The sequence below is a fragment of the Buchnera aphidicola (Pemphigus immunis) genome (assembly GCF_964059115.1).
Lineage (GTDB): Bacteria > Pseudomonadota > Gammaproteobacteria > Enterobacterales > Enterobacteriaceae > Buchnera_C > Buchnera_C aphidicola_C.
On the sequence record NZ_OZ060408.1, the window covers coordinates 498,422 to 517,924 of the forward strand.

The 19,503-nt window shown below is 30.1% G+C and carries 27 protein-coding genes, 1 tRNA gene, 1 rRNA gene and 1 pseudogene; 2 read left to right on the top strand and 28 right to left on the bottom strand.

The genetic code is table 11. The features are described from left to right. Positions 1-49: 49 nt before the first annotated feature. The 4 genes and pseudogenes from AB4W77_RS02130 to AB4W77_RS02145 all read right to left on the bottom strand — a co-directional run bounded on the left by AB4W77_RS02130 (position 50) and on the right by AB4W77_RS02145 (position 5,047). A 23S ribosomal RNA gene (locus AB4W77_RS02130) occupies positions 50-2,974 on the bottom strand. Positions 2,975-3,125: 151 nt separating this feature from the next. Then, a tRNA-Glu gene (locus AB4W77_RS02135) sits at positions 3,126-3,198 on the bottom strand. A gap of 157 nt (positions 3,199-3,355) precedes the next feature. Continuing rightward, positions 3,356-4,182 (bottom strand): annotated as a pseudogene (gene aroE, locus AB4W77_RS02140) (shikimate dehydrogenase). A gap of 388 nt (positions 4,183-4,570) precedes the next feature. Continuing rightward, a complete protein-coding gene (locus tag AB4W77_RS02145) occupies positions 4,571-5,047 on the bottom strand; it encodes a DUF494 family protein (protein ID WP_367681361.1) in 477 nt (158 codons plus the stop codon). 496 nt (positions 5,048-5,543) lie between these two features. Here AB4W77_RS02145 and def point away from each other — a divergent pair, with 496 nt between their 5' ends. Next, complete coding sequence (gene def, locus AB4W77_RS02150) at positions 5,544-6,077, top strand: peptide deformylase (protein WP_367681362.1); 534 nt, start codon at positions 5,544-5,546, stop codon at positions 6,075-6,077. Next, positions 6,040-7,017: a methionyl-tRNA formyltransferase gene (gene fmt, locus AB4W77_RS02155; RefSeq protein WP_367681363.1), complete on the top strand. Its 978-nt coding sequence runs from the start codon at positions 6,040-6,042 to the stop codon at positions 7,015-7,017. Before def ends, fmt begins: the two co-directional genes overlap by 38 nt. Before the next feature lie 62 nt (positions 7,018-7,079). Here the strand turns inward: fmt and trkA are convergent, their stop codons facing one another. From trkA to rpsS, 24 genes are all read right to left on the bottom strand, one after another. After that, positions 7,080-8,447: a Trk system potassium transporter TrkA gene (trkA, locus tag AB4W77_RS02160; protein WP_367681364.1), complete on the bottom strand. Its 1,368-nt coding sequence runs from the start codon at positions 8,445-8,447 to the stop codon at positions 7,080-7,082. A gap of 153 nt (positions 8,448-8,600) precedes the next feature. Then, the gene (rplQ, locus tag AB4W77_RS02165; RefSeq protein ID WP_367681365.1) at positions 8,601-8,990 is read right to left on the bottom strand and encodes a 50S ribosomal protein L17; all 390 of its coding nucleotides are present in this window, start codon (positions 8,988-8,990) and stop codon (positions 8,601-8,603) included. A gap of 45 nt (positions 8,991-9,035) precedes the next feature. After that, positions 9,036-10,025, bottom strand: a complete 990-nt coding sequence (rpoA, locus tag AB4W77_RS02170; RefSeq protein WP_367681689.1) for a DNA-directed RNA polymerase subunit alpha — start codon at positions 10,023-10,025, stop codon at positions 9,036-9,038. 25 nt (positions 10,026-10,050) lie between these two features. Further along, positions 10,051-10,671: a 30S ribosomal protein S4 gene (rpsD, locus tag AB4W77_RS02175; protein WP_367681366.1), complete on the bottom strand. Its 621-nt coding sequence runs from the start codon at positions 10,669-10,671 to the stop codon at positions 10,051-10,053. Positions 10,672-10,700: 29 nt separating this feature from the next. Further along, positions 10,701-11,090, bottom strand: a complete 390-nt coding sequence (rpsK, locus tag AB4W77_RS02180) for a 30S ribosomal protein S11 (protein ID WP_367681367.1) — start codon at positions 11,088-11,090, stop codon at positions 10,701-10,703. A 20-nt stretch (positions 11,091-11,110) separates the two neighbouring features. After that, entirely contained in the window at positions 11,111-11,470 is a 360-nt protein-coding gene (gene rpsM / locus AB4W77_RS02185; protein WP_367681368.1) for a 30S ribosomal protein S13, read from the bottom strand. Between the two features lie 106 nt (positions 11,471-11,576). After that, positions 11,577-11,693, bottom strand: coding sequence for a 50S ribosomal protein L36 (gene rpmJ / locus AB4W77_RS02190; RefSeq protein ID WP_367681369.1), 117 nt, complete (start codon positions 11,691-11,693; stop codon positions 11,577-11,579). Positions 11,694-11,716: 23 nt separating this feature from the next. Beyond that, on the bottom strand, positions 11,717-13,054 hold the full coding sequence (gene secY / locus AB4W77_RS02195) for a preprotein translocase subunit SecY (RefSeq protein WP_367681370.1): 1,338 nt from the start codon (positions 13,052-13,054) through the stop codon (positions 11,717-11,719). Between the two features lie 12 nt (positions 13,055-13,066). Continuing rightward, a complete protein-coding gene (gene rplO, locus AB4W77_RS02200; protein ID WP_367681371.1) occupies positions 13,067-13,501 on the bottom strand; it encodes a 50S ribosomal protein L15 in 435 nt (144 codons plus the stop codon). A 3-nt stretch (positions 13,502-13,504) separates the two neighbouring features. Then, entirely contained in the window at positions 13,505-13,687 is a 183-nt protein-coding gene (rpmD, locus tag AB4W77_RS02205) for a 50S ribosomal protein L30 (RefSeq protein ID WP_367681372.1), read from the bottom strand. 7 nt (positions 13,688-13,694) lie between these two features. Beyond that, positions 13,695-14,198 carry a 30S ribosomal protein S5 gene (gene rpsE, locus AB4W77_RS02210; protein ID WP_367681373.1) on the bottom strand — a complete coding sequence of 168 codons (504 nt, stop codon included), beginning with the start codon at positions 14,196-14,198 and terminating at the stop codon, positions 13,695-13,697. 12 nt (positions 14,199-14,210) lie between these two features. Further along, a complete protein-coding gene (rplR, locus tag AB4W77_RS02215; RefSeq protein ID WP_367681374.1) occupies positions 14,211-14,576 on the bottom strand; it encodes a 50S ribosomal protein L18 in 366 nt (121 codons plus the stop codon). Position 14,577: 1 nt separating this feature from the next. Further along, positions 14,578-15,114, bottom strand: coding sequence for a 50S ribosomal protein L6 (gene rplF, locus AB4W77_RS02220; RefSeq protein WP_367681375.1), 537 nt, complete (start codon positions 15,112-15,114; stop codon positions 14,578-14,580). A 12-nt stretch (positions 15,115-15,126) separates the two neighbouring features. After that, positions 15,127-15,519: a 30S ribosomal protein S8 gene (gene rpsH, locus AB4W77_RS02225; RefSeq protein WP_367681376.1), complete on the bottom strand. Its 393-nt coding sequence runs from the start codon at positions 15,517-15,519 to the stop codon at positions 15,127-15,129. A 36-nt stretch (positions 15,520-15,555) separates the two neighbouring features. Beyond that, complete coding sequence (gene rpsN / locus AB4W77_RS02230; protein WP_367681377.1) at positions 15,556-15,861, bottom strand: 30S ribosomal protein S14; 306 nt, start codon at positions 15,859-15,861, stop codon at positions 15,556-15,558. Positions 15,862-15,873: 12 nt separating this feature from the next. Beyond that, positions 15,874-16,413, bottom strand: coding sequence for a 50S ribosomal protein L5 (gene rplE / locus AB4W77_RS02235; protein WP_367681378.1), 540 nt, complete (start codon positions 16,411-16,413; stop codon positions 15,874-15,876). Between the two features lie 2 nt (positions 16,414-16,415). Next, entirely contained in the window at positions 16,416-16,742 is a 327-nt protein-coding gene (gene rplX / locus AB4W77_RS02240; RefSeq protein ID WP_367681379.1) for a 50S ribosomal protein L24, read from the bottom strand. Positions 16,743-16,760: 18 nt separating this feature from the next. Further along, on the bottom strand, positions 16,761-17,132 hold the full coding sequence (rplN, locus tag AB4W77_RS02245; protein WP_367681690.1) for a 50S ribosomal protein L14: 372 nt from the start codon (positions 17,130-17,132) through the stop codon (positions 16,761-16,763). A 155-nt stretch (positions 17,133-17,287) separates the two neighbouring features. Further along, a complete protein-coding gene (gene rpsQ / locus AB4W77_RS02250; protein WP_367681380.1) occupies positions 17,288-17,542 on the bottom strand; it encodes a 30S ribosomal protein S17 in 255 nt (84 codons plus the stop codon). Beyond that, positions 17,539-17,733 (bottom strand): 50S ribosomal protein L29, encoded by a 195-nt coding sequence (gene rpmC, locus AB4W77_RS02255; RefSeq protein ID WP_367681381.1) that lies wholly within the window; start codon positions 17,731-17,733, stop codon positions 17,539-17,541. Before rpmC ends, rpsQ begins: the two co-directional genes overlap by 4 nt. Beyond that, positions 17,733-18,143, bottom strand: coding sequence for a 50S ribosomal protein L16 (gene rplP, locus AB4W77_RS02260; RefSeq protein ID WP_367681382.1), 411 nt, complete (start codon positions 18,141-18,143; stop codon positions 17,733-17,735). The genes rpmC and rplP overlap by 1 nt, the downstream gene beginning before the upstream one ends. A gap of 14 nt (positions 18,144-18,157) precedes the next feature. Then, entirely contained in the window at positions 18,158-18,859 is a 702-nt protein-coding gene (rpsC, locus tag AB4W77_RS02265) for a 30S ribosomal protein S3 (RefSeq protein ID WP_367681383.1), read from the bottom strand. A gap of 17 nt (positions 18,860-18,876) precedes the next feature. Then, positions 18,877-19,209, bottom strand: a complete 333-nt coding sequence (gene rplV, locus AB4W77_RS02270; RefSeq protein WP_367681384.1) for a 50S ribosomal protein L22 — start codon at positions 19,207-19,209, stop codon at positions 18,877-18,879. A 15-nt stretch (positions 19,210-19,224) separates the two neighbouring features. Then, positions 19,225-19,503 (bottom strand): 30S ribosomal protein S19, encoded by a 279-nt coding sequence (gene rpsS / locus AB4W77_RS02275; protein WP_367681385.1) that lies wholly within the window; start codon positions 19,501-19,503, stop codon positions 19,225-19,227.

Below are 19,503 nucleotides of genomic sequence, written 5' to 3' on the forward strand. Positions count from 1 at the left end.
AGATAACAAGAACATACGTACTTATTAATAAAAACACCTCTGGTGTTGTAAGGTTAAGCCTCTCGGGTCATTAGTACTGGTTAGCTCAACATATCACTATGCTTACACATCCAGCCTATCAACGTCGTAGTCTTCAACGACCCTTCAGTAAACACAATAATGTTTCAGGGAAGACTAATCTTGGGGCAAGTTTCGTACTTATATGCTTTCAGCACTTATCTTTTCCGTATTTAGCTACCGGGCAATGCCATTGGCATGACAACCCGAACACCAGTGATACGTCCACTTCGGTCCTCTCGTACTAGAAATAGATCCCCTCAATCTTCCAACGCCCACGGCAGATAGGGACCGAACTGTCTCACGACGTTCTAAACCCAGCTCGCGTACCACTTTAAATGGCGAACAGCCATACCCTTGGGACCTGCTTCAGCCCCAGGATGTGATGAGCCGACATCGAGGTGCCAAACACCGCCGTCGATATGAACTCTTGGGCGGTATCAGCCTGTTATCCCCGGAGTACCTTTTATTTGTTGAGCGATGGCCATTCCATACAGAACCACCGGATCACTAAGACCTGCTTTCGCATCTGCTCGCGCTATCGCGCTTACAGTTAAACTGGCTTATGCCTTTACACTAATCTCACGATTTCCGACCGTGATTAGCCAATCTTTGTACTCCTCCGTTACTCTTTGGGAGGAGACCGCCCCAGTCAAACTACCCACCAGACACTGTCTCTATGCCGGATTACGGCACTAGGTTAGAAAACTAAATTTTAAAGGGTGGTATTTCAAGGACGGCTCCTATTAAACTAGCGTTTAATACTCATAGCCTCCCACCTATCCTACACATTAAAAATCAATATTCAGTGTCAAGCTATAGTAAAGGTTCACGGGGTCTTTCCGTCTTGCCGCGGGTACACTGCATCTTCACAGCAATTTCAATTTCACTGAGTCCTAGGTGGAGACAGCCTGGCCATCATTACGCCATTCGTGCAGGTCGGAACTTACCCGACAAGGAATTTCGCTACCTTAGGACCGTTATAGTTACGGCCGCCGTTTACCGGGGCTTCAGTCCAGAGCTTCAAGTTTCCTTTAACCCCTTCGATTAACCTTCCGGCACCGGGCAGGCGTCACACCGTATACTTCCACTTTCATGTTTGCACAGTGCTGTGTTTTTAATAAACAGTTGCAGCCAGCTGATGTCTTAGACTGGATTCGGCTCTAGAAGTTTATTCTGTTACCTACATTCCAGCGTGCCTTCTCCCGAAGTTACGGCACTATTTTGCCTAGTTCCTTCACCCAGGTTCTCTCAAGCGCCTTAGTATTCTCTACCTAACTACCTGTGTCGGTTTATGGTACGATTCTATATTACCTGATGCTTAGAGGATTTTCTTGGAAGCGTGGTATAGGTTACTTCATCACCTTAATGATTCGTCATTACGCCTCAGATTAAAAAAGACCGGATTTGCCTAATCTTTATACCTACACGCTTAAACCAGGACAACCGTCGCCTGGATAACTTAACCTTCTCCGTCCCCCCTTCGCAGTAATACAAAGCACAGGAATATTAACCTGTTTCCCATCGATTACGCCTTTCGACCTCACCTTAGGGGTCGGCTTACCCTGCCCCGATTAACGTTGGACAGGAAACCTTAGTTTTTCGGCGAACAAGTTTTTCACTTGTTTTATCGTTACTCATGTCAGCATTCGCACTTCTGATTCCTCCAATGTATTTCACAATACATCTTCTTTGGTTTACAGAACGCTCCCCTACCCAGCAAATAAATAAAGATTATTGCTGCCGCAGCTTCGGTGCATAGTTTAGCCCCGTTAAATCTTCCGCGCAGGCCGACTCGACCAGTGAGCTATTACGCTTTCTTTAAATGATGGCTGCTTCTAAGCCAACATCCTGGCTGTTTATGCCTTCCCACATCGTTTCCCACTTAACTATGACTTTGGGACCTTAGCTGGCGGTCTGGGTTGTTTCCCTCTCCACAACGAACGTTAGCACCCGCTGTGTGTCTCCCGTGATAACATTCTACGGTATTCGGAGTTTGCATCGGTTTGGTAAGCCGGTATGGCCCCCTAGTCGAAACAGTGCTCTACCCCCGTAGATGAATTCACGAGGCGCTACCTAAATAGCTTTCGGGGAGAACCAGCTATCTCCCGGTTTGATTGGCCTTTCACCCCTAGCCATAGGTCATCCGCTGATTTTTCAACATCAGTCGGTTCGGTCCTCCAGTTAGTTTTACCTAACCTTCAACCTGCCCGTGGCTAGATCACCGGGTTTCGGGTCTGTATCCTGAAACTTAACGCCTATTTAGGACTCGGTTTCCCTTCGGCTCCCCTATACGGTTAACCTTGCTACAGAATACAAGTCGCTGACCCATTATACAAAAGGTACGCAGTCACTTATTAAATTAAAGAATATAAGCTCCTACTGCTTGTACGTACATGGTTTCAGGTTCTATTTCACTCCCCTCGCCGGGGTTCTTTTCGCCTTTCCCTTACGGTACTAGTTCACTATCGGTCAGTTAGGAGTATTTAGCCTTAGAGGATGGTCCCCCTATATTCAAACAGGATTTCTCGTGTCCCGTTCTACTTTTTGAGCCCACAAAATAATTCTTTTTATATACTGGGCTATCACCATGTATCGCTATTTTTTCCAAAATATTCTACTGAAAATTATATTGATTATAGCTCTGGGCTGTTCCCCTTTCGCTCGCCACTACTAAGGGAATCTCGATTGATTTCTTTTCCTCGGGATACTTAGATGTTTCAATTCTCCCGGTTTGCTTTACTAACCTATTTATTCAGTTAGTAATGATACTATATTAAAAGTATCGGGTTTCCCCATTCGGAAATCGTCAGTTATAACGCTTCATATCAACTTACCGACGCTTTTCGCAGATTAGCACGTCCTTCATCGCCTCTAACTGCCAAGGCATCCACCATGTACGCTTATTTGCTTAACCTTACAACCCACAGATGTCTTAATTATAAGTTTATATATGCTTGTTTTCCAAATTTTTAAAGAACTTTATGCTTAGTTTTATTAACTATGTCAAAAACAGATTAAGAATAACATATCTACATTATATAGTACAGAAATAATTTTATTTTTTTCGTCCCCTAGGGGATTTGAACCCCTGTTGCCGCCGTGAAAGGGCGATGTCCTAGACCTCTAGACGAAAGGGACTAAAAAACTAAAACATTCGATATATAAAACATATATATTTAAAATACAATCTATATGTTACAGAATGAGATAAAAGAGTCAAGGTTTTTTTATTACTTTTATCATTTTAAATAATTTTAATCATATTAAATAATTATCATTCATTTAAAAAATATTTTTATTTATTATCGATATTTAAAAAATTAATTACAGGAATCACTTCAGGTAATATACCATGCCAAAGGAAAAAAGAATACGCAGCTTGACTAACTAACATACCTATTCCATTTGCAACATTTATTGCACCTAAATCTCTACACCTCGATAAAAAAGGTGTTATCGGAGGATGATAAGATATATCATAACAATAAGTATCAGAAGAAACAATAAAATCAGGAAATACAGGAGATAAACCATATATTCCACTAGATGTAGCGTTAATAATAAGATTAATTTTTTTTTTAAAATTATCCAATTTAACAGAAGTGATTTTTCCAAAATTTTTAAATTTTTTTTCTATATCTTCTGCTTTATTCATGTCTCTATTGGTAATAAATATATGACTACCAAATAATAATAATGGTAAAATAATACCTTTAGCTGCACCACCAGCTCCGAATATTAATATATTATATTTATTTTTAATAAATTTTAATCTTTTTAAATCATTTAATATACCTATTCCATCTGTATTCTCTCCTAATATTTTCCCATTTTTTAATCTTTTTAAGGTATTTACTGCTCCAGAAATTTCTGCTATTTCAGTTAATTGATGACAAAAATTAAGTGCCTTTTCTTTAAAAGGTAACGTAATATTGCCACCTTTACCACCATGTGAAAAAAAAAACCTAATACATTTTCTATCTTCCCTAAAGGCACATGAATCGCAGAATAATGATGTACAATTCCAGTATTTTTTGAGAATAAATCATGAATTTTAGGTGATCGACTATGAGTTATAGGATTACCAAAAACAGAAAAAGAATTTTTTTTTATTTTAATCATAATCCTATCTCTTTACTAAAAAATATTAAAAAAACCATGTTAATTTTGATTAAAAATAGAACTATAGATTAAAATATATGTTAAAATTCCTTATTATCTCGGTACATTAAAATGCTAATATTTAAATTTTGTAACTAATTTTATAAAAAAATAAAGATAAAAATATTTATTTTCAATAAAATAAATAATCGGTTTTATAAAATTATATTTTAAATTTATTCAAATAAACATCTACCATGCAATGGTATAACATTAATTTTAACTTTTAATAAAAATATATTCTATTTTATAAACTAATCCTTATAAAAATTATATAAAAAATATACTATATAAAAAAATATATTATCAGTATATTTTAATATTTTTTAAAAAATTTAAAATAAAAATATTAATGTAAAATAAATTCTTCATTGACATTAAATAACATATCTTCCAGTTTGCTATAAGCATCGATACAACTCGGTATATTAAATAAAACCATTAATACCACCCACTTTAATTCTTCCAAATCAAATTCTGCGATATCTAACGCCATAACACTATCTATTACTATTTCACGAGTATCTAAATTTAAAATCTGTAATTGTTCTAAAAACAATAAAAATCCCCTACAATCGAAATTTAATCTTTGAGATTCTTCTTTGGTGTAAATACGTACAGGAAATTTATCAGAAACTGAAGGTACTGGAACTGTTGATTCACTCTGATAATTAACTAATCTTTTTAACCAAATGAGAGCATTATAAATATCTTTTTTTTGAAATCCTATATCCATTAAATCACTTGCTAATTTATCATGATCAATAAAAATTTCTATTTCATTATGAATATATGTTTCAAACAAGTATATTAATACGTCAAACATTGTATCCCCGAAAAAAATTGGTTTTAAAAAAATTAAAATAATATTAATATCTAAATATTATTTTAAAAATGTTGAATAATATTATTACTAAAAATATATAATAAAATAATTTATATACAAATATTTAATAAAAATAAAATACATTTTTACTAAAATTAAACTTTTTTATTTAAAAAATTATCTTTAATAATACTCGATATTTTTTATAGAAACATTATACTTTATAAAATATATTTTATATAGTAAAATACTGAAAATTATATCTATAATATATAGTCTCCTAAAAATATTAAAAAATTATTATTACCATTTTATATTCATAAAAAATATATGTATAAAAAAAGTATATAAAAAACATAATATATATAAAAAATATTAATGTAAATAATAAACATTAAACAATATTATTTATAAAAATATGTTTTTCTTATCTACCAATTAATAAAAAAAAAATATAAAATAATAAAATTACTTAAAAATTAATATATAAAATTATATGACTATTTTAAAAATACTACAATATCCAGACAAAAATTTAAGGATCACTGCTAAACCTGTTAAAGAAATAAATAATAATATTCAAAATATAGTAAATGACATGTTCGAAACTATGTATTCTGAAGAAGGAATAGGATTAGCGGCAACACAGGTTAACATTCCTTTACAAATAATTGTTATTAGTAATATTCACAATTATAATAAACCTTTAGTTCTAATTAATCCTGAAATAATCAGTACTAGTGGCGAAAAAAAAGTAGAAGAAGGTTGTTTATCTATTCCTAAACAACGTGCTATCATCACGAGACATGAATACATAAAAATAAATTACTTAGACAATTTTGGAGAAAAAAAAGAAATACAAACAAATTCTCTTTTATCTATATGTATTCAACATGAAATGGACCATCTTATTGGAAAATTATTTATAGACCATTTATCATTATTAAAACGAAGAAATATACAGAAAAAAATAAAAAAAATGGCAAAAAAAAATGATTTATTACTCAAAAAAAAATATAAACAAATATAAGAAACTAAAAATTATTTTTGCAGGTACATCCAATTTTGCTTCAGAGCATCTACATGCATTACTTAAATCTCCACATCAAATTTTAGCAGTATTAACAAAACCAGATTCTTCCTTTAATAGAAAAAAAAATTGTTTTTCTCCTGTAAAAATATTAGCTAAAAAAAGTTATATTCCAGTATTTCAACCTGTTACTCTTAATAATTCAGAAATACAAAACATATTAAAAAAACTAAATGCAGACATTATGTTAGTAGTAGCTTATGGTATCATACTACCAGAAAAAATATTAAACCTATTCCCATTAGGTTGTATTAATGTTCATGCTTCATTACTCCCACGTTGGAGAGGACCTGCACCAATTCAATGGGCTATTTTAAGTGGAGATAAAAAAACCGGTATCAGCATAATTAAAATGGACAAAGGTATCGATACAGGAAAAATATTATATTCTACAAGTTGTTCTATTTCTCTAAATGAAACTTATTTCAGTTTAGAAAAAAAATTAATTGCAATTGGAATAGAAACAATGTTAATTGTGTTAGATCAATGTTTGTTAAACACTTGTGAATACAAAATACAAAACAACATATCTGTTACTTACGCAAGTAAAATAAAAAAAGAACAAGGAAAATTAAATTGGAACAACCACGCTATAAAATTAGAACAATTAATCCGAGCTTTCAATCCTTGGCCATCAGCATTTTTTAGAATTCATAATCAATTAATTAAAGTTTGGCAAGCTAATGTAATTCATAACTCAAATAAAAAAAAACAAATAGGAGAAATTATATCAGCTAATAAAAATGGAATTCAAATTAACACAAAAAATGGAATATTAAATATCACAAAATTACAAATGTCTGGAAAAAAAACAATGTCAGTACTAAATTTTCTTAATTCCAAAAAAAAATGGTTCATACCTGGAAAAATATTAAATTAGTAATTGCATTACTTATAATTATAAATTAATAAATACTCGATATTAAATATTATAAAAATATTTTAAAATAATGTCTCAATAACTTTAACACTAACTCTATCGGTACATAACATAATGATATGATCTGCTTCTTCTATCCGTATATCATCAAAATGATCAAAAATAATAAGATTATTATATCTAATAATTGCAAAGATTATTATACCAGGTGGTAAGGTAATTTCTGATAATAAGGAACCCATAATAAAACTAGAATCATTTTTTTTCCTAACAATAATTTCAATAACTTCCATTTTACTTTTATCAAATAAAAATAAACTAATTATATTCGATGATCTAATCTGATTTAATAATTCAGATATAATAATTTCTTGAGGAAAAATAATTTCATCGATTTCTTTAGAAAAATCTATTAATTCAAAATAAAATTTATTTTTTACTAAAGCTAAAGATTGTTTTGATCCCATCTTTTTTGCAACTATGCTAGATATAATGTTTGTATCATCATTATTAGTTAATGATATAAAAATATCCATTTTCCCAACGTCTTCCTCAGCAAACAACTTAATATCAGAAGCATCACCTAATAATACTGTTGAATATTCTAAATTTTTAGATATCATCTTAGCTCTTTTTTTATTTAATTCTAATATCTTTATATTATATTTTTTTTCTAAACTATGGGCTACACCAAATCCTATATTACCTCCACCAACTAACATAATATTTTTATTTTCTGTTTGTTTAATATTTTTTAACTGTTTTATTAATTCCAAAAAATTTTTACTTAAACACAAAATAAAAAATTCATCATTAAATTTAAAAATAGTAGAATTAATAGAAAAAAATGGTCTTCCATTACGAATAATAATAGGAATAAAAAAATCGATTCCAGAAAATTTATTTTTTATATCAAAAATAGAAAAACCAACTAAATTACTATTATCAAATATTCTTAATAAAGATAAAACTATAGTACCATTAAACAAATAAATGACTTTTAATATTCCTGGATATTCTATAAAATCGATTAAATTTTTTATTATCATTTTTTCTGGATGTATAAAACAATTAATATACTTTTGATTTTCAGGAAAAATTTTATCTTCTATTTCTATATAGTCTGTTGATTTAAGAATTGCAATACACTTTGGAATAGAAAAGAAAGAATTCGCAATTTGACATGCTATGATATTCATTTCATCAGAACAAGTAGCAGAAATTAATATATCAGCTTGTTCCGCTCCTGCTTCACGTAACACTTCCAAACGTGATTCATAACCTACAACAACACGTAAATCTAATCTATCTTGCAATTGAAATAAAGATGATTCATTTTTATCTACTATCGTAATATCATTATTTTCAATTAGTAAAAATTCTGCTATATTAATACCAACTTGACTAGCTCCAAGGATAATTATCTTCATAATATAAAACTTATAAAAAATAATAAAAATAAATAATTCATATTTTAAAAAATCCTTACAAAAACAGAACGGCATAAAATGCCGTTTGTTATTATTAATAACCAAAAATGTTAAAAACATTAGAGTAAAACATTTTTATTTACAATAAAAATTTTACTTTTTAGTTACTATTTTAGATTTTACTTTTTTTCTATCTACAAATTGTAAATATGCGATAGGTGATCTATCTCCTTCCCTGAATCCAAATTTTAATACACGAATATAACCACCTGTACGATTCAAAAAAAATGGTCCTAAATCAGTAAATAACTTATTAACCATTTCATTATTCCTGATTTTAGAAAATATAAACCTACGATTTTTAACATTATCTATTTTAGATTTAGTAATTAATGGTTCTATTATTCTACGTAATATCTTTGCTCTAGCTACAGTTGTTTTTATTAATTCATGATGTAATAAAGAACATACCATATTTCGAAACATTGACTTTATATGATTAGGACTACGATTTAATCGACAACTAATTTTTCTATGGCGCATTATTTTATTCTCCTAATTGATATAGTATTAAAAGATAAAAATTTACTAATCATCTAAAATACTTTCTGGAGGCCAGTTTTCTAAACGCATACCTAAAGATAAATCTCTTGCCGCTAAAACATCTTTAATTTCAGTTAAAGATTTTTTACCTAAATTAGGTGTCTTTAATAATTCTATCTCAGTTTTCTGAACTAAATCACCAATATAATGAATACTCTCGGATTTTAAACAATTAGCAGATCGCACCGTTAATTCTAAATCATCCACAGGACGTAATAAAATAGGTGCAAATTCTGGTTTTTCTTCTATTAATTCAGGCTCACCAACATCACGTAAATCAACAAAAGCTTCTAGCTGATCAACTAAAATTGTTGCTGCTCGCCTAATAGCTTCTTCTGGATCAATTGTGCCGTTAGTTTCCATTTCTATAATTAATTTATCTAAATCAGTACGTTGCTCTACACGAGCAGCTTCAACATTATAAACAATACGATCTACAGGACTATAGCAAGCATCTAAAAATAATTTTCCTATAAAACGATTATTATCTTCTAAAGATATTCTAGTAGAAACTGGTACGTACCCTCTTCCTCTTTGTATCGTAATTCTCATATTAATTACAGATTGTTCACAAGTTAAATGACAAATAACATGTTCAGGATTAATAATTTCTATATCACTCGTATGAATAATATCTGCAGCTGTAACCACACCTATTCCTGATTTTTTCAAATTTAATATAACATGATCTTTACCATACATTTTTATAGCCAAACCTTTTAAATTTAATAAAATCTCAAGAACATCTTCTTGAACTCCTTCTTTTGTACTATATTCATGTAGTATTCCATCAATTTCGACTTCTGTAACTGCACAACCTGGCATAGAAGAAAGTAATATTCTACGTAATGCATTACCTAATGTATGACCGAAACCACGTTCTAAAGGTTCAAGAACAACCTTAGCATGCGTAGAACTAATATGTTCAATATTTACCAAACGTGGTTTTAAAAAATTAGTTACAGCACTCTGCATTATATCCTCTTTTGTCATTTCAACCTTATTTAGAATAAAGTTCAACTATCAAATGTTCATTAATTTCTGCAGATAAATCCGCTCTTTCAGGATATCGTTTCAAAAAACCTTCCATTTTATTAATATCCACTTCTAACCAATTAGGTTTTTCTCTTTGTTCCGATAGTTCTAAAGCTGCCTTTATACGATACTGATTTTTACATTTTTCACGAACAGAAATTCTATCATTAATAGATAACTGATAAGAAGCAATATTAACAATACGATTATTTACTAAAATTGATTTATGATTAACTAATTGACGAGATTCTGATCTAGTTGAAGCAAAACCCATACGATAAACGACATTATCCAATCTGTCTTCTAACAATTTTAATAAATTTTCTCCAGTATTCCCTTTTAAACGCACTGCTAATTTATAATAATTATGAAATTGACGTTCTAATATACCGTATAAACGACGTACTTTTTGCTTTTCTCTTAATTGAATTCCATAATCAGAAAGACGGGGTTTACGATTACCATGTTGACCAGGAGATTGCTCTAACTTACATTTAGTATCGATAGAACGAACTCCAGATTTTAAAAATAAATCGCTACCTTCACGCCTACATAATTTTAATTTAGGACCTAAATATTTTGCCATTTCGTCAATTTTTCCATTTATATAAAAATTTATACACGACGTTTTTTAGGAGAACGACACCCATTATGAGGTATAGGAGTTACATCAGTAATATTTGTAATACGAAAACCAGCAGAATTTAAAGCACGAATTGTTGATTCCCGACCTGGACCAGGTCCCTTTACCATTACTTCTAAATTTCTTATTCCGTATTCTTTCACTAATTCAGCACAACGTTCAGCAGCTACTTGAGCAGCAAATGGAGTCGACTTACGAGAACCTCTAAAACCTGAACCACCAGATGTAGCCCAACCTAAAGTATTTCCATGCCTATCAGTGATTGTTACAATAGTATTATTAAAAGAAGCATGAATATGAGCTATACCATCTAAAACTTGTTTTTTAACACGTTTTTTAACACGAACGGATATTTTTGCCATTATAAATTATAATTCCTTTCTTATTGTTTTTTTATAGCTTTACGCGGCCCTTTTCTCGTACGAGCATTAGTTTTAGTACGCTGCCCACGAACAGGTAATCCTCGACGATGACGTAACCCTCTATAACATCCGAGATCCATTAATCTTTTTATACTTAAGGTCTTTTCTCTCCTTAAATCACCTTCAACAACAAATTTACTGACTGCAGTACGTAGCAACTCAATTTCTTTTTCAATCAAATTTTTCACCTGAGTATTTTCTTTTATTCCAGAAATAGAACAAATTGATTTGGCACGAGTTTTACCAATACCGTATATAGATAATAATGCTACTATAATATGTTTGTGATCAGGTATATTAATTCCTGCAATACGAGCCACTGTTCACTCCTATATTTTTATGTTTTTATAAAAATGCATATATATAAATACCCTTAAAATATAAATCATAAAAATTAAAAAATTAATTACTAAATAAATCATTAGTTTAACCTTGACGTTGTTTATGCTTTAATTCATGAGTACAAATTACACGAATAACATTTTTTCTCCGTACAATCTTACAATTACGACATAACTTTTTTACAGATGCTCTAACTTTCATTATAAAATCCTTAAAAATATATTTTATTTATAAATATCTTTAAAACTTAACTTAGACTTTTTTAATGCTGATTCGTATTGTGTAGACATAATCAATGTTTGTACTTGAGCAATAAAATCAATAATAACAACTACTACGATTAATAAAGATGTACCTCCAAAATAGAATGGAACATGAATAAAAAATCTCATTAATTCTGGAATTAAACAAATAAAAGTAATATAAACAGAACCAATAAGTGTTAAACGTAATATTATTTTATTAATATATCTTGCAGTTTTTTCACCTGGTCGAATACCAGGAATAAAAGCTCCCGATTTTTTTAAATTTTCTGCTGTTTCACGAGAATTAAAAACAACACTAGTATAAAAAAAACAAAAGAAAATTATTGCAACAGCATATAAAAACATATAAACAAATTTATTAGGTTGTAAATAAAATGAAATATTTATTAACCATTTCCATTTACTTTCACCTCCAAACCAAGAAAAAATAGTGGCTGGAAAAAGAATAATACTAGAAGCAAATATAGCAGGAATAACTCCTGACATATTAACCTTTAAAGGTAAATAACTACTTTGTGCAGCATAAATACGTCTACCTTGTTGGCGTTTTGCATAATGCACATTGAGCTTTCTTTGACTACGTTCTATTAAAACTACTAAAAAAATAATAAAAAAAATAAAAAAAATAACAAATAAAAATAATATAAAATTTAATTCACCTAATCTAACTTGTTCTAATGTGCTACCAATTGAAGCAGGTAAACCAGCTATAATTCCAGAAAAAATAATTATTGAAATACCATTACCTAAACCTTTTTCAGTAATTAATTCACCTAACCACATTAAGAAAACAGTACCAGTAACCAAACTAAAAACAGCAATACAATAAAAATATAAATCAGGATGAATAATTAAAAAACGCAATGCAGGCATTTTCGGCAAACTTATTGCAATACCAATAGACTGTAAAATTGCTAATAATAAAGTAGTATATCTAATATATCTATCAATTTTACGTCTTCCAGACTCTCCTTCTTTTTTTATTTCAATCAATCTTGGATAAACTAAAGTTGACAATTGAATAATAATAGATGCCGAAATATACGGCATAATCCCTAACGCAAAAATAGAAGCACGACTTAAAGCACCACCAGAAAACATATTAAAAATTTCAATAATAGTACCTTGTTGTTTTTCTAATAACCTGGATAGTATTGTAACATCAATACCAGGAATTGGAATAAAAGAACCAATACGAAAAACAATTAACGCCATTATAACAAAAATAACTCTTTTTTTAAGTATATTAAAACCACCATGATACTTTTGATAGTCTAATCCTAATTTTTTAACCATATTATATGCTACTTATTCCTCTATTTTACCACCACAATTTTCAATAACCATACGTGCACCTTTTGTTACACGCAAACCAGATACCTTAATTGGTGAAGAAATACTACCTGATAAAATAATTTTTACAAATTTAATATTTTTATGAATGATATTATGTTCTTTTAACAAATTTAAAGTAATTAATTTTTTTGAAAATTGATTTAACTCTGATAATCTTACTTCTTTTGTTACGCATGCTTTTCGAGAAACAAACCCAAATTTAGGTATTCTCCGATATAAAGGCATTTGACCTCCTTCAAACCCTCTATTAATACTACCACCCGTACGTGATTTTTGTCCTTTATGTCCTCTACCGGCTGTTTTACCTAAACCAGAACCTATTCCTCTTCCTACCCGTTTTCTTTTTTTATGAGCATTTTTCCCCGGAAAAAGATTATTTAAATACATTTTCTATATTTCCTGTATTTTTAACATATAAGATAAAGATTTTATCATACCCCTAATAGCTGGTGTATCTTTGCGGTTAACTGTATGTCCAATATATCGTAAACCTAAGCCAATTAATGTAGCTTTATGTTTAGATAAACGACCTATTGCACTTTTGACTTGTGTTATATTTATCGTTTTTATCATTTTTATATTATCCTATACAATCCGATATCAATTTATTTCTTTTAGCAGCAATAATTTCTGGAGATCTCATACTTTCTAATCCCTTCATTGTTGCTCTTACCACATTAATAGGATTAGTAGAACCATATGCTTTAGCTAAAACATTGTGTACACCAGATACCTCTAATACCGCTCTCATAGCACCTCCAGCAATAATCCCTGTACCTTCTGAAGCAGGTTTCATAAATATATTAGCACCTGTATAATAACCTCTAACTGAATGTTGCAAAGTTCCATTTACAATTTCTATCTTAATCATTTTTCTACGCGCTTTTTCCATTGCTTTTTGGATTGCTGCCGGCACTTCACGTGCTTTTCCGTATCCAAAACCTACTTTACCTTGACCATTACCAACAACCGTTAACGCAGTAAAAGAAAATATACGACCACCCTTTACTGTTTTAGATACACGATTAACAGTAATTAATTTTTCTCTAAAATCTAAATTATTTTTTTTCTCAATAATAGCCATGAGATGTTATCCTTAAAATATTAAACCGGCTTTTCTTGCAGATTCTGCTAAAACCTGAATTCGACCATGATATTGGAATCCTGAACGATCAAAAGAAACATTTATAATTCCTTTTTTTAAAGCTCGTTCTGCAATTATTTTCCCTATTACTGCTGCTGCTATTTTATTTCCTGTATAAACAATATTTTTACTTATTTTTTTTTCTAACGTTGAAGCTACTACCACCACCCTAGAATTTGTTGAATTTATAATTTGTGCATAAATATGACGAGAAGTTCGGTGAACAACTAAACGAACAGCACCTAATTTCTTTAATTTACATCGTGTTTTTAAACCACGACGTAAACGAGCTAATCTTTTATTTTTAATTACTGTCATATTATTTTTTCTTAGCCTCTTTCACACGTATTATTTCATTTTCATACCGAATTCCTTTTCCTTTATACGGTTCAGGAACACGATAAGCACGTAAATTAGCTGCTACTTGTCCTATTAATTGTTTATCTGCACCTTTAAGTATAATTTCCGTTTGAGATGGAATCTCCGCTATTACACCAAAAGGCAATGAATATTCAATAGGATGAGAGTAACCTAAAGACATATTAATAATATTTTTTTTAGTAATACTAACACGATATCCTACACCTACTAATTGTAGTTTTTTTGAAAATCCTTCTGTAACACCAATAATCATTGAATAAACTAATGCTCGACATGTACCTGCTTGTGCCCAAGCATCATCATAATTTAAATTAACTGAAAAAAATAAAAAAGATTTTTTTTCTTCTATTGTTACACTTTTGTGAAAAATATAAGTCAGTTCACCATTTTTCCCTTTAATTAAAATTTTTTGTCCTTTTAATTTTATATCCACACAAGAAGGAATAAAAATAGGATTTTTGGCGATACGAGACATCTTTTTCTCCTATTAAGAAACATAACAAATAATTTCACCACCAAGACCTAATTTTCTGGCCTCTTTGTCAGTTATTAAACCCCTGGAAGTTGAAATAATTGCAATACCTAAACCAGACATTACTTTTGGTAATTCATGTTTTTGCTTATATATACGCAAACTAGGACGACTAACACGTTGTATACTTTCAATAACACCCTTACCATGAAAATATTTAAGAATAATTTTTAATTTTAACTTAATTCTTTCTGTAATAACATAGTCTTTAATATATCCTTCTCTTTTTAAAACATCACTAATTGCCGCTTTAAATTTAGAAGAAGGCATTGTAACTGATAATTTATTAGACACTTGACCATTACGAATACACGTAAGCATATCTGAAATTGGATCTTGCATACTCATTTATTTTACTCCCAACTAAAAAAAATTACTAACTAATCACCAACTTGCTTTTCTTAAACCAGGAATTTCACCACGCATAGCTGATTCTCTTAATTTAATTCTACTTAATCCAAATTTACGTAAAAAAGCATGCGGTCTACCTGTTTGACGACAACGATTCCTTTGACGTGAAGGACTAGAATCTCTTGGTAATATTTGTAACTTTAATACAGCTTGCCAACGAAGTTCTTCTGATAGAGATAAATCAGAAATAATTTTTTTTAACTTTTCACGTTTTTTAAAAAATTTTTTAGCTAACTTAATACGTCTTACTTCTCTTGCTTTAATTGATTTTTTAGCCATTTAACACCTTATTTATTTACGAAATGGAAAATGAAAAGAAGACAATAGTAATTCACCTTCATAATCAGAACGAGCAGTAGTAGTAATATTAACATTTAAACCACGAATACGGTCAATTTTATCATAATCAATCTCTGGAAAAATGATTTGTTCTTTAATTCCCATACTATAATTTCCTCGACCGTCAAAAGAACTTTTAGGTAAACCACGAAAATCTCTAATGCGAGGTATAGCGATAGTAATTAAACGATCTAAAAAATCCCATTTACGTTGCCCTCTTAAAGTTACTTTACAACCAATAGGATAACCCTGGCGAATCTTAAAACCAGCTATAGATTTTCGAGATTTGGTCACTAAAGGCTTTTGCCCAGAAATTAAAGTTAAATCTAAAACTGCTTGATCAAGAGTTTTTTTTTCAGTAATAACAGTACCAACTCCCATATTTAAAGTAATTTTTTCAATTCTAGGTACTTGCATTAAAGAATTATAACCACATTTTATCATCAATTTCTGTAATACTGTTTTTTTATAATAATCATACAATCTTGACATGATTATAGTCCCACATTATGTAATGTCTTTTTATTAGATTTAAAAAAACGAACTTTTTTCCCTTCCTCAAATCTAAAACCTATACGATCAGCTTTTTCTGTTATCGAATTAAATATAGCTACATTAGAAATATGAATTCCTAACTCCTTACTAATTATTCCTCCTGGTTTATTTTGAGCAGGAACAGATTTTTGATGTTTTTTAACTATATTAACACCCTCTACAATAATCCTATGTGAAGATAATAATCTTTTTACAATTCCTATTTTACCTTTATCTCTTCCTGCTAAAATTATCACTTTATCATTACAACGTATTTTATTTGCCATATTCTATTCTCCTCTTATTCACAATACTTCAGGAGCTAATGAAACAATTTTCATAAATTTTTCTATTCTCAATTCTCGAGTCACTGGTCCAAAAATACGAGTTCCTACTGGTTGTTCAGTATTATTATTCAACAATACACATGAATTAGTATCAAAACGAATAATAGAACCATCAGATCTTCTTATCCCTTTTTTAGTACGAACCACTACAGCTTTAAGAACATCACCTTTTTTCACTTTACCTCTTGGAATAGCTTCTTTTACTGTAACTTTTATAACATCTCCAATACCTGCATAACGTCTTCTAGAACCCCCTAAAACCTTAATACACATTGCAGAACGTGCACCAGAATTATCTGCTACATTTAACACACTTTGTTCCTGAATCATATTAGAAACTCCAATCATAACACTTGTTGATGAAAAATAAACAAATTTATAATAATCACCAATGTAGACAATACATCTTACCATTTTTTATGTTTCTAGAAACATGAACAGCCAATTGATTACCACTGTTCATGTTTATGCTTAGCATAAAATTTTTAAAGCGTTGATTTTTCTAAAATACGCAATAAAATCCAAGATTTTTTTTTAGATATTGGCCGACATTCCCGAATTTCTATAGTATCTCCAATATCACATTCATTTTTTTCATCATGGAAATGTAATTTTGTTGTACGTTTTATAAATTTTCCATAAATAGGATGTTTGACAAAACGTTCTACAGCTATAACAGCTGTTTTTTGCATTTTATCACTGATCACACAACCTTGTAATATATTATATTTTTTGGTCATGATTCTTTTCCTTTTTCCGACAACAACATTTTTACTTGAGCAATATTTTTACGAACTTTTTTTAACAAATGAGATTGTTTTAATTTACCTGATGATAATTGCATACGTAGATTAAAATATTCTCTTGATAAATATAATAATTCAGAATTTAAATCTGTAATATTTTTTTTACGCAGCTTAATAACTTTCATTACATCACCATTTTAGTAACAAATATAGTTTTAATAGGTAATTTTGCAGCTGCTAACTTAAATGCTTCTCGAGATAATGATTCAGATAAACCTTCAATTTCATATAAAATTTTACCTGGTTGAATTAGAGCCACCCAATATTCAACATTCCCTTTACCTTTTCCCATTCTTACTTCTAATGGTTTTTGAGTAATAGGTTTATCAGGAAAAATTCGTATCCACATTCTCCCTTGTCTTTTTACAGAACGAGTTATAGCTATCCTTGCTGCTTCAATTTGACGAGCTGTTAAACGTCCTCTGTCCACAGCTTTTAAACCAAAACTACCGAATTGAACACCAGTACTAATAGCAAAACCACGATTCCTTCCTTTATGCATTTTGCGGAATTTAGTTCGTTTTGGTTGCATCATATAAAATAATCTCCTTACTTACGATTCTTACGATGATATTTTTTAGCTTGAGAAATCGGCCTTTCTAAAATTTTTACAGCAGACATTCCACCTAAAATTTCTCCTTTAAAAATCCATACTTTTACTCCAACAATTCCATATGTGGTATGTGCTTCTGAAGCACTATATTGAACATCAGCACGTAATGTATGTAATGGAACTCTCCCTTCACGATACCATTCTTTTCTTGCTATTTCCGCCCCTCCTAAACGTCCACTTATTTCAACTTTTATCCCTTTTGCTCCCTGTCTCATAGCATTTTGAACAGCTCTTTTCATAGCTCGACGAAACATTATTCTTCTTTCTAACTGAGATGTAATATTATCAGCTACTAATTTTGCATCTAACTCTGGTTTTCTTACTTCTGAAATATTAATTTGTGCAGGAACACCAGCAATAATAGCTATTGCTGCTCTTAATTTTTCTACATCTTCTCCTTTTTTCCCTATAACAATTCCTGGACGTGCTGTATAGATAGTAATCCGAATACTTTTAGCTGGACGCTCGATAATAATTCGAGATACAGACGCTTTAAATAACTCTTTTTTCAAAAAACTTCTAACTTGAAAATCACTGTTTAAATTATCAGAAAAATCTTTACTATTAGAAAACCAAACAGAATTCCAAGATTTAATTATTCCCAATCGCATGCCATTAGGATGTACTTTTTGACCCATTACTAGTCTCCAAAATCTTAGCGATCAGAAACAACTACGGTGATATGACTAGTGCGTTTTAAAATTCGATCAGCGCGACCTTTAGCACGTGGCATCATTCTTTTCATAGTTGGCCCTTCATTAACAAAAATTTTTTTTATTATTAAACTATCTATATCAGCACCTTCATTATGTTCAGCATTGGCTATTGCTGATTCTAATACTTTTTTGACCAAATTTGATGCTTTTTTATTAGAATAAATAAGTATTTCTAAAGCTTTTTGTACTTTTTTACCACGAATCAAATCAGCAACCAAACGAACCTTTTGTGCAGATGAACGAGCTTGACGATATTGAGCTAAAACTTCCATTTATTCCTCTTTTCGCTAACGTTTTTTAACTTTACGATCAGCAGCATGACCTTTATAAGTTCTAGTTAAAGAAAATTCTCCTAATTTATGACCTACCATATCTTCAGTAATAAAAACAGGAACATGTTGACGACCATTATGTATTGCTATTGTTAAACCAATCATATTTGGGAAAATAGTAGAACGACGAGACCAAGTACGTAATGGTTTTTTATCATTTTTTTTAACAGATTTTTCTACTTTCTTTAATAAACTAAGATCAATAAAAGGACCTTTTTTAAGAGAACGCGGCAT

What these genes read in the sequence shown, in the direction of transcription:
- AB4W77_RS02145 (WP_367681361.1), bottom strand. Translation starts at nt 5,047, where the DNA reads ATGTTTGACGTATTAATATACTTGTTTGAAACATATATTCATAATGAA.
- def (WP_367681362.1), top strand. Translation starts at nt 5,544, where the DNA reads ATGACTATTTTAAAAATACTACAATATCCAGACAAAAATTTAAGGATC.
- fmt (WP_367681363.1), top strand. Translation starts at nt 6,040, where the DNA reads ATGATTTATTACTCAAAAAAAAATATAAACAAATATAAGAAACTAAAA.
- trkA (WP_367681364.1), bottom strand. Translation starts at nt 8,447, where the DNA reads ATGAAGATAATTATCCTTGGAGCTAGTCAAGTTGGTATTAATATAGCA.
- rplQ (WP_367681365.1), bottom strand. Translation starts at nt 8,990, where the DNA reads ATGCGCCATAGAAAAATTAGTTGTCGATTAAATCGTAGTCCTAATCAT.
- rpoA (WP_367681689.1), bottom strand. Translation starts at nt 10,025, where the DNA reads ATGCAGAGTGCTGTAACTAATTTTTTAAAACCACGTTTGGTAAATATT.
- rpsD (WP_367681366.1), bottom strand. Translation starts at nt 10,671, where the DNA reads ATGGCAAAATATTTAGGTCCTAAATTAAAATTATGTAGGCGTGAAGGT.
- rpsK (WP_367681367.1), bottom strand. Translation starts at nt 11,090, where the DNA reads ATGGCAAAAATATCCGTTCGTGTTAAAAAACGTGTTAAAAAACAAGTT.
- rpmJ (WP_367681369.1), bottom strand. Translation starts at nt 11,693, where the DNA reads ATGAAAGTTAGAGCATCTGTAAAAAAGTTATGTCGTAATTGTAAGATT.
- secY (WP_367681370.1), bottom strand. Translation starts at nt 13,054, where the DNA reads ATGGTTAAAAAATTAGGATTAGACTATCAAAAGTATCATGGTGGTTTT.
- rplO (WP_367681371.1), bottom strand. Translation starts at nt 13,501, where the DNA reads ATGTATTTAAATAATCTTTTTCCGGGGAAAAATGCTCATAAAAAAAGA.
- rpmD (WP_367681372.1), bottom strand. Translation starts at nt 13,687, where the DNA reads ATGATAAAAACGATAAATATAACACAAGTCAAAAGTGCAATAGGTCGT.
- rpsE (WP_367681373.1), bottom strand. Translation starts at nt 14,198, where the DNA reads ATGGCTATTATTGAGAAAAAAAATAATTTAGATTTTAGAGAAAAATTA.
- rplR (WP_367681374.1), bottom strand. Translation starts at nt 14,576, where the DNA reads ATGACAGTAATTAAAAATAAAAGATTAGCTCGTTTACGTCGTGGTTTA.
- rplF (WP_367681375.1), bottom strand. Translation starts at nt 15,114, where the DNA reads ATGTCTCGTATCGCCAAAAATCCTATTTTTATTCCTTCTTGTGTGGAT.
- rpsH (WP_367681376.1), bottom strand. Translation starts at nt 15,519, where the DNA reads ATGAGTATGCAAGATCCAATTTCAGATATGCTTACGTGTATTCGTAAT.
- rpsN (WP_367681377.1), bottom strand. Translation starts at nt 15,861, where the DNA reads ATGGCTAAAAAATCAATTAAAGCAAGAGAAGTAAGACGTATTAAGTTA.
- rplE (WP_367681378.1), bottom strand. Translation starts at nt 16,413, where the DNA reads ATGTCAAGATTGTATGATTATTATAAAAAAACAGTATTACAGAAATTG.
- rplX (WP_367681379.1), bottom strand. Translation starts at nt 16,742, where the DNA reads ATGGCAAATAAAATACGTTGTAATGATAAAGTGATAATTTTAGCAGGA.
- rplN (WP_367681690.1), bottom strand. Translation starts at nt 17,132, where the DNA reads ATGATTCAGGAACAAAGTGTGTTAAATGTAGCAGATAATTCTGGTGCA.
- rpsQ (WP_367681380.1), bottom strand. Translation starts at nt 17,542, where the DNA reads ATGACCAAAAAATATAATATATTACAAGGTTGTGTGATCAGTGATAAA.
- rpmC (WP_367681381.1), bottom strand. Translation starts at nt 17,733, where the DNA reads ATGAAAGTTATTAAGCTGCGTAAAAAAAATATTACAGATTTAAATTCT.
- rplP (WP_367681382.1), bottom strand. Translation starts at nt 18,143, where the DNA reads ATGATGCAACCAAAACGAACTAAATTCCGCAAAATGCATAAAGGAAGG.
- rpsC (WP_367681383.1), bottom strand. Translation starts at nt 18,859, where the DNA reads ATGGGTCAAAAAGTACATCCTAATGGCATGCGATTGGGAATAATTAAA.
- rplV (WP_367681384.1), bottom strand. Translation starts at nt 19,209, where the DNA reads ATGGAAGTTTTAGCTCAATATCGTCAAGCTCGTTCATCTGCACAAAAG.
- rpsS (WP_367681385.1), bottom strand. Translation starts at nt 19,503, where the DNA reads ATGCCGCGTTCTCTTAAAAAAGGTCCTTTTATTGATCTTAGTTTATTA.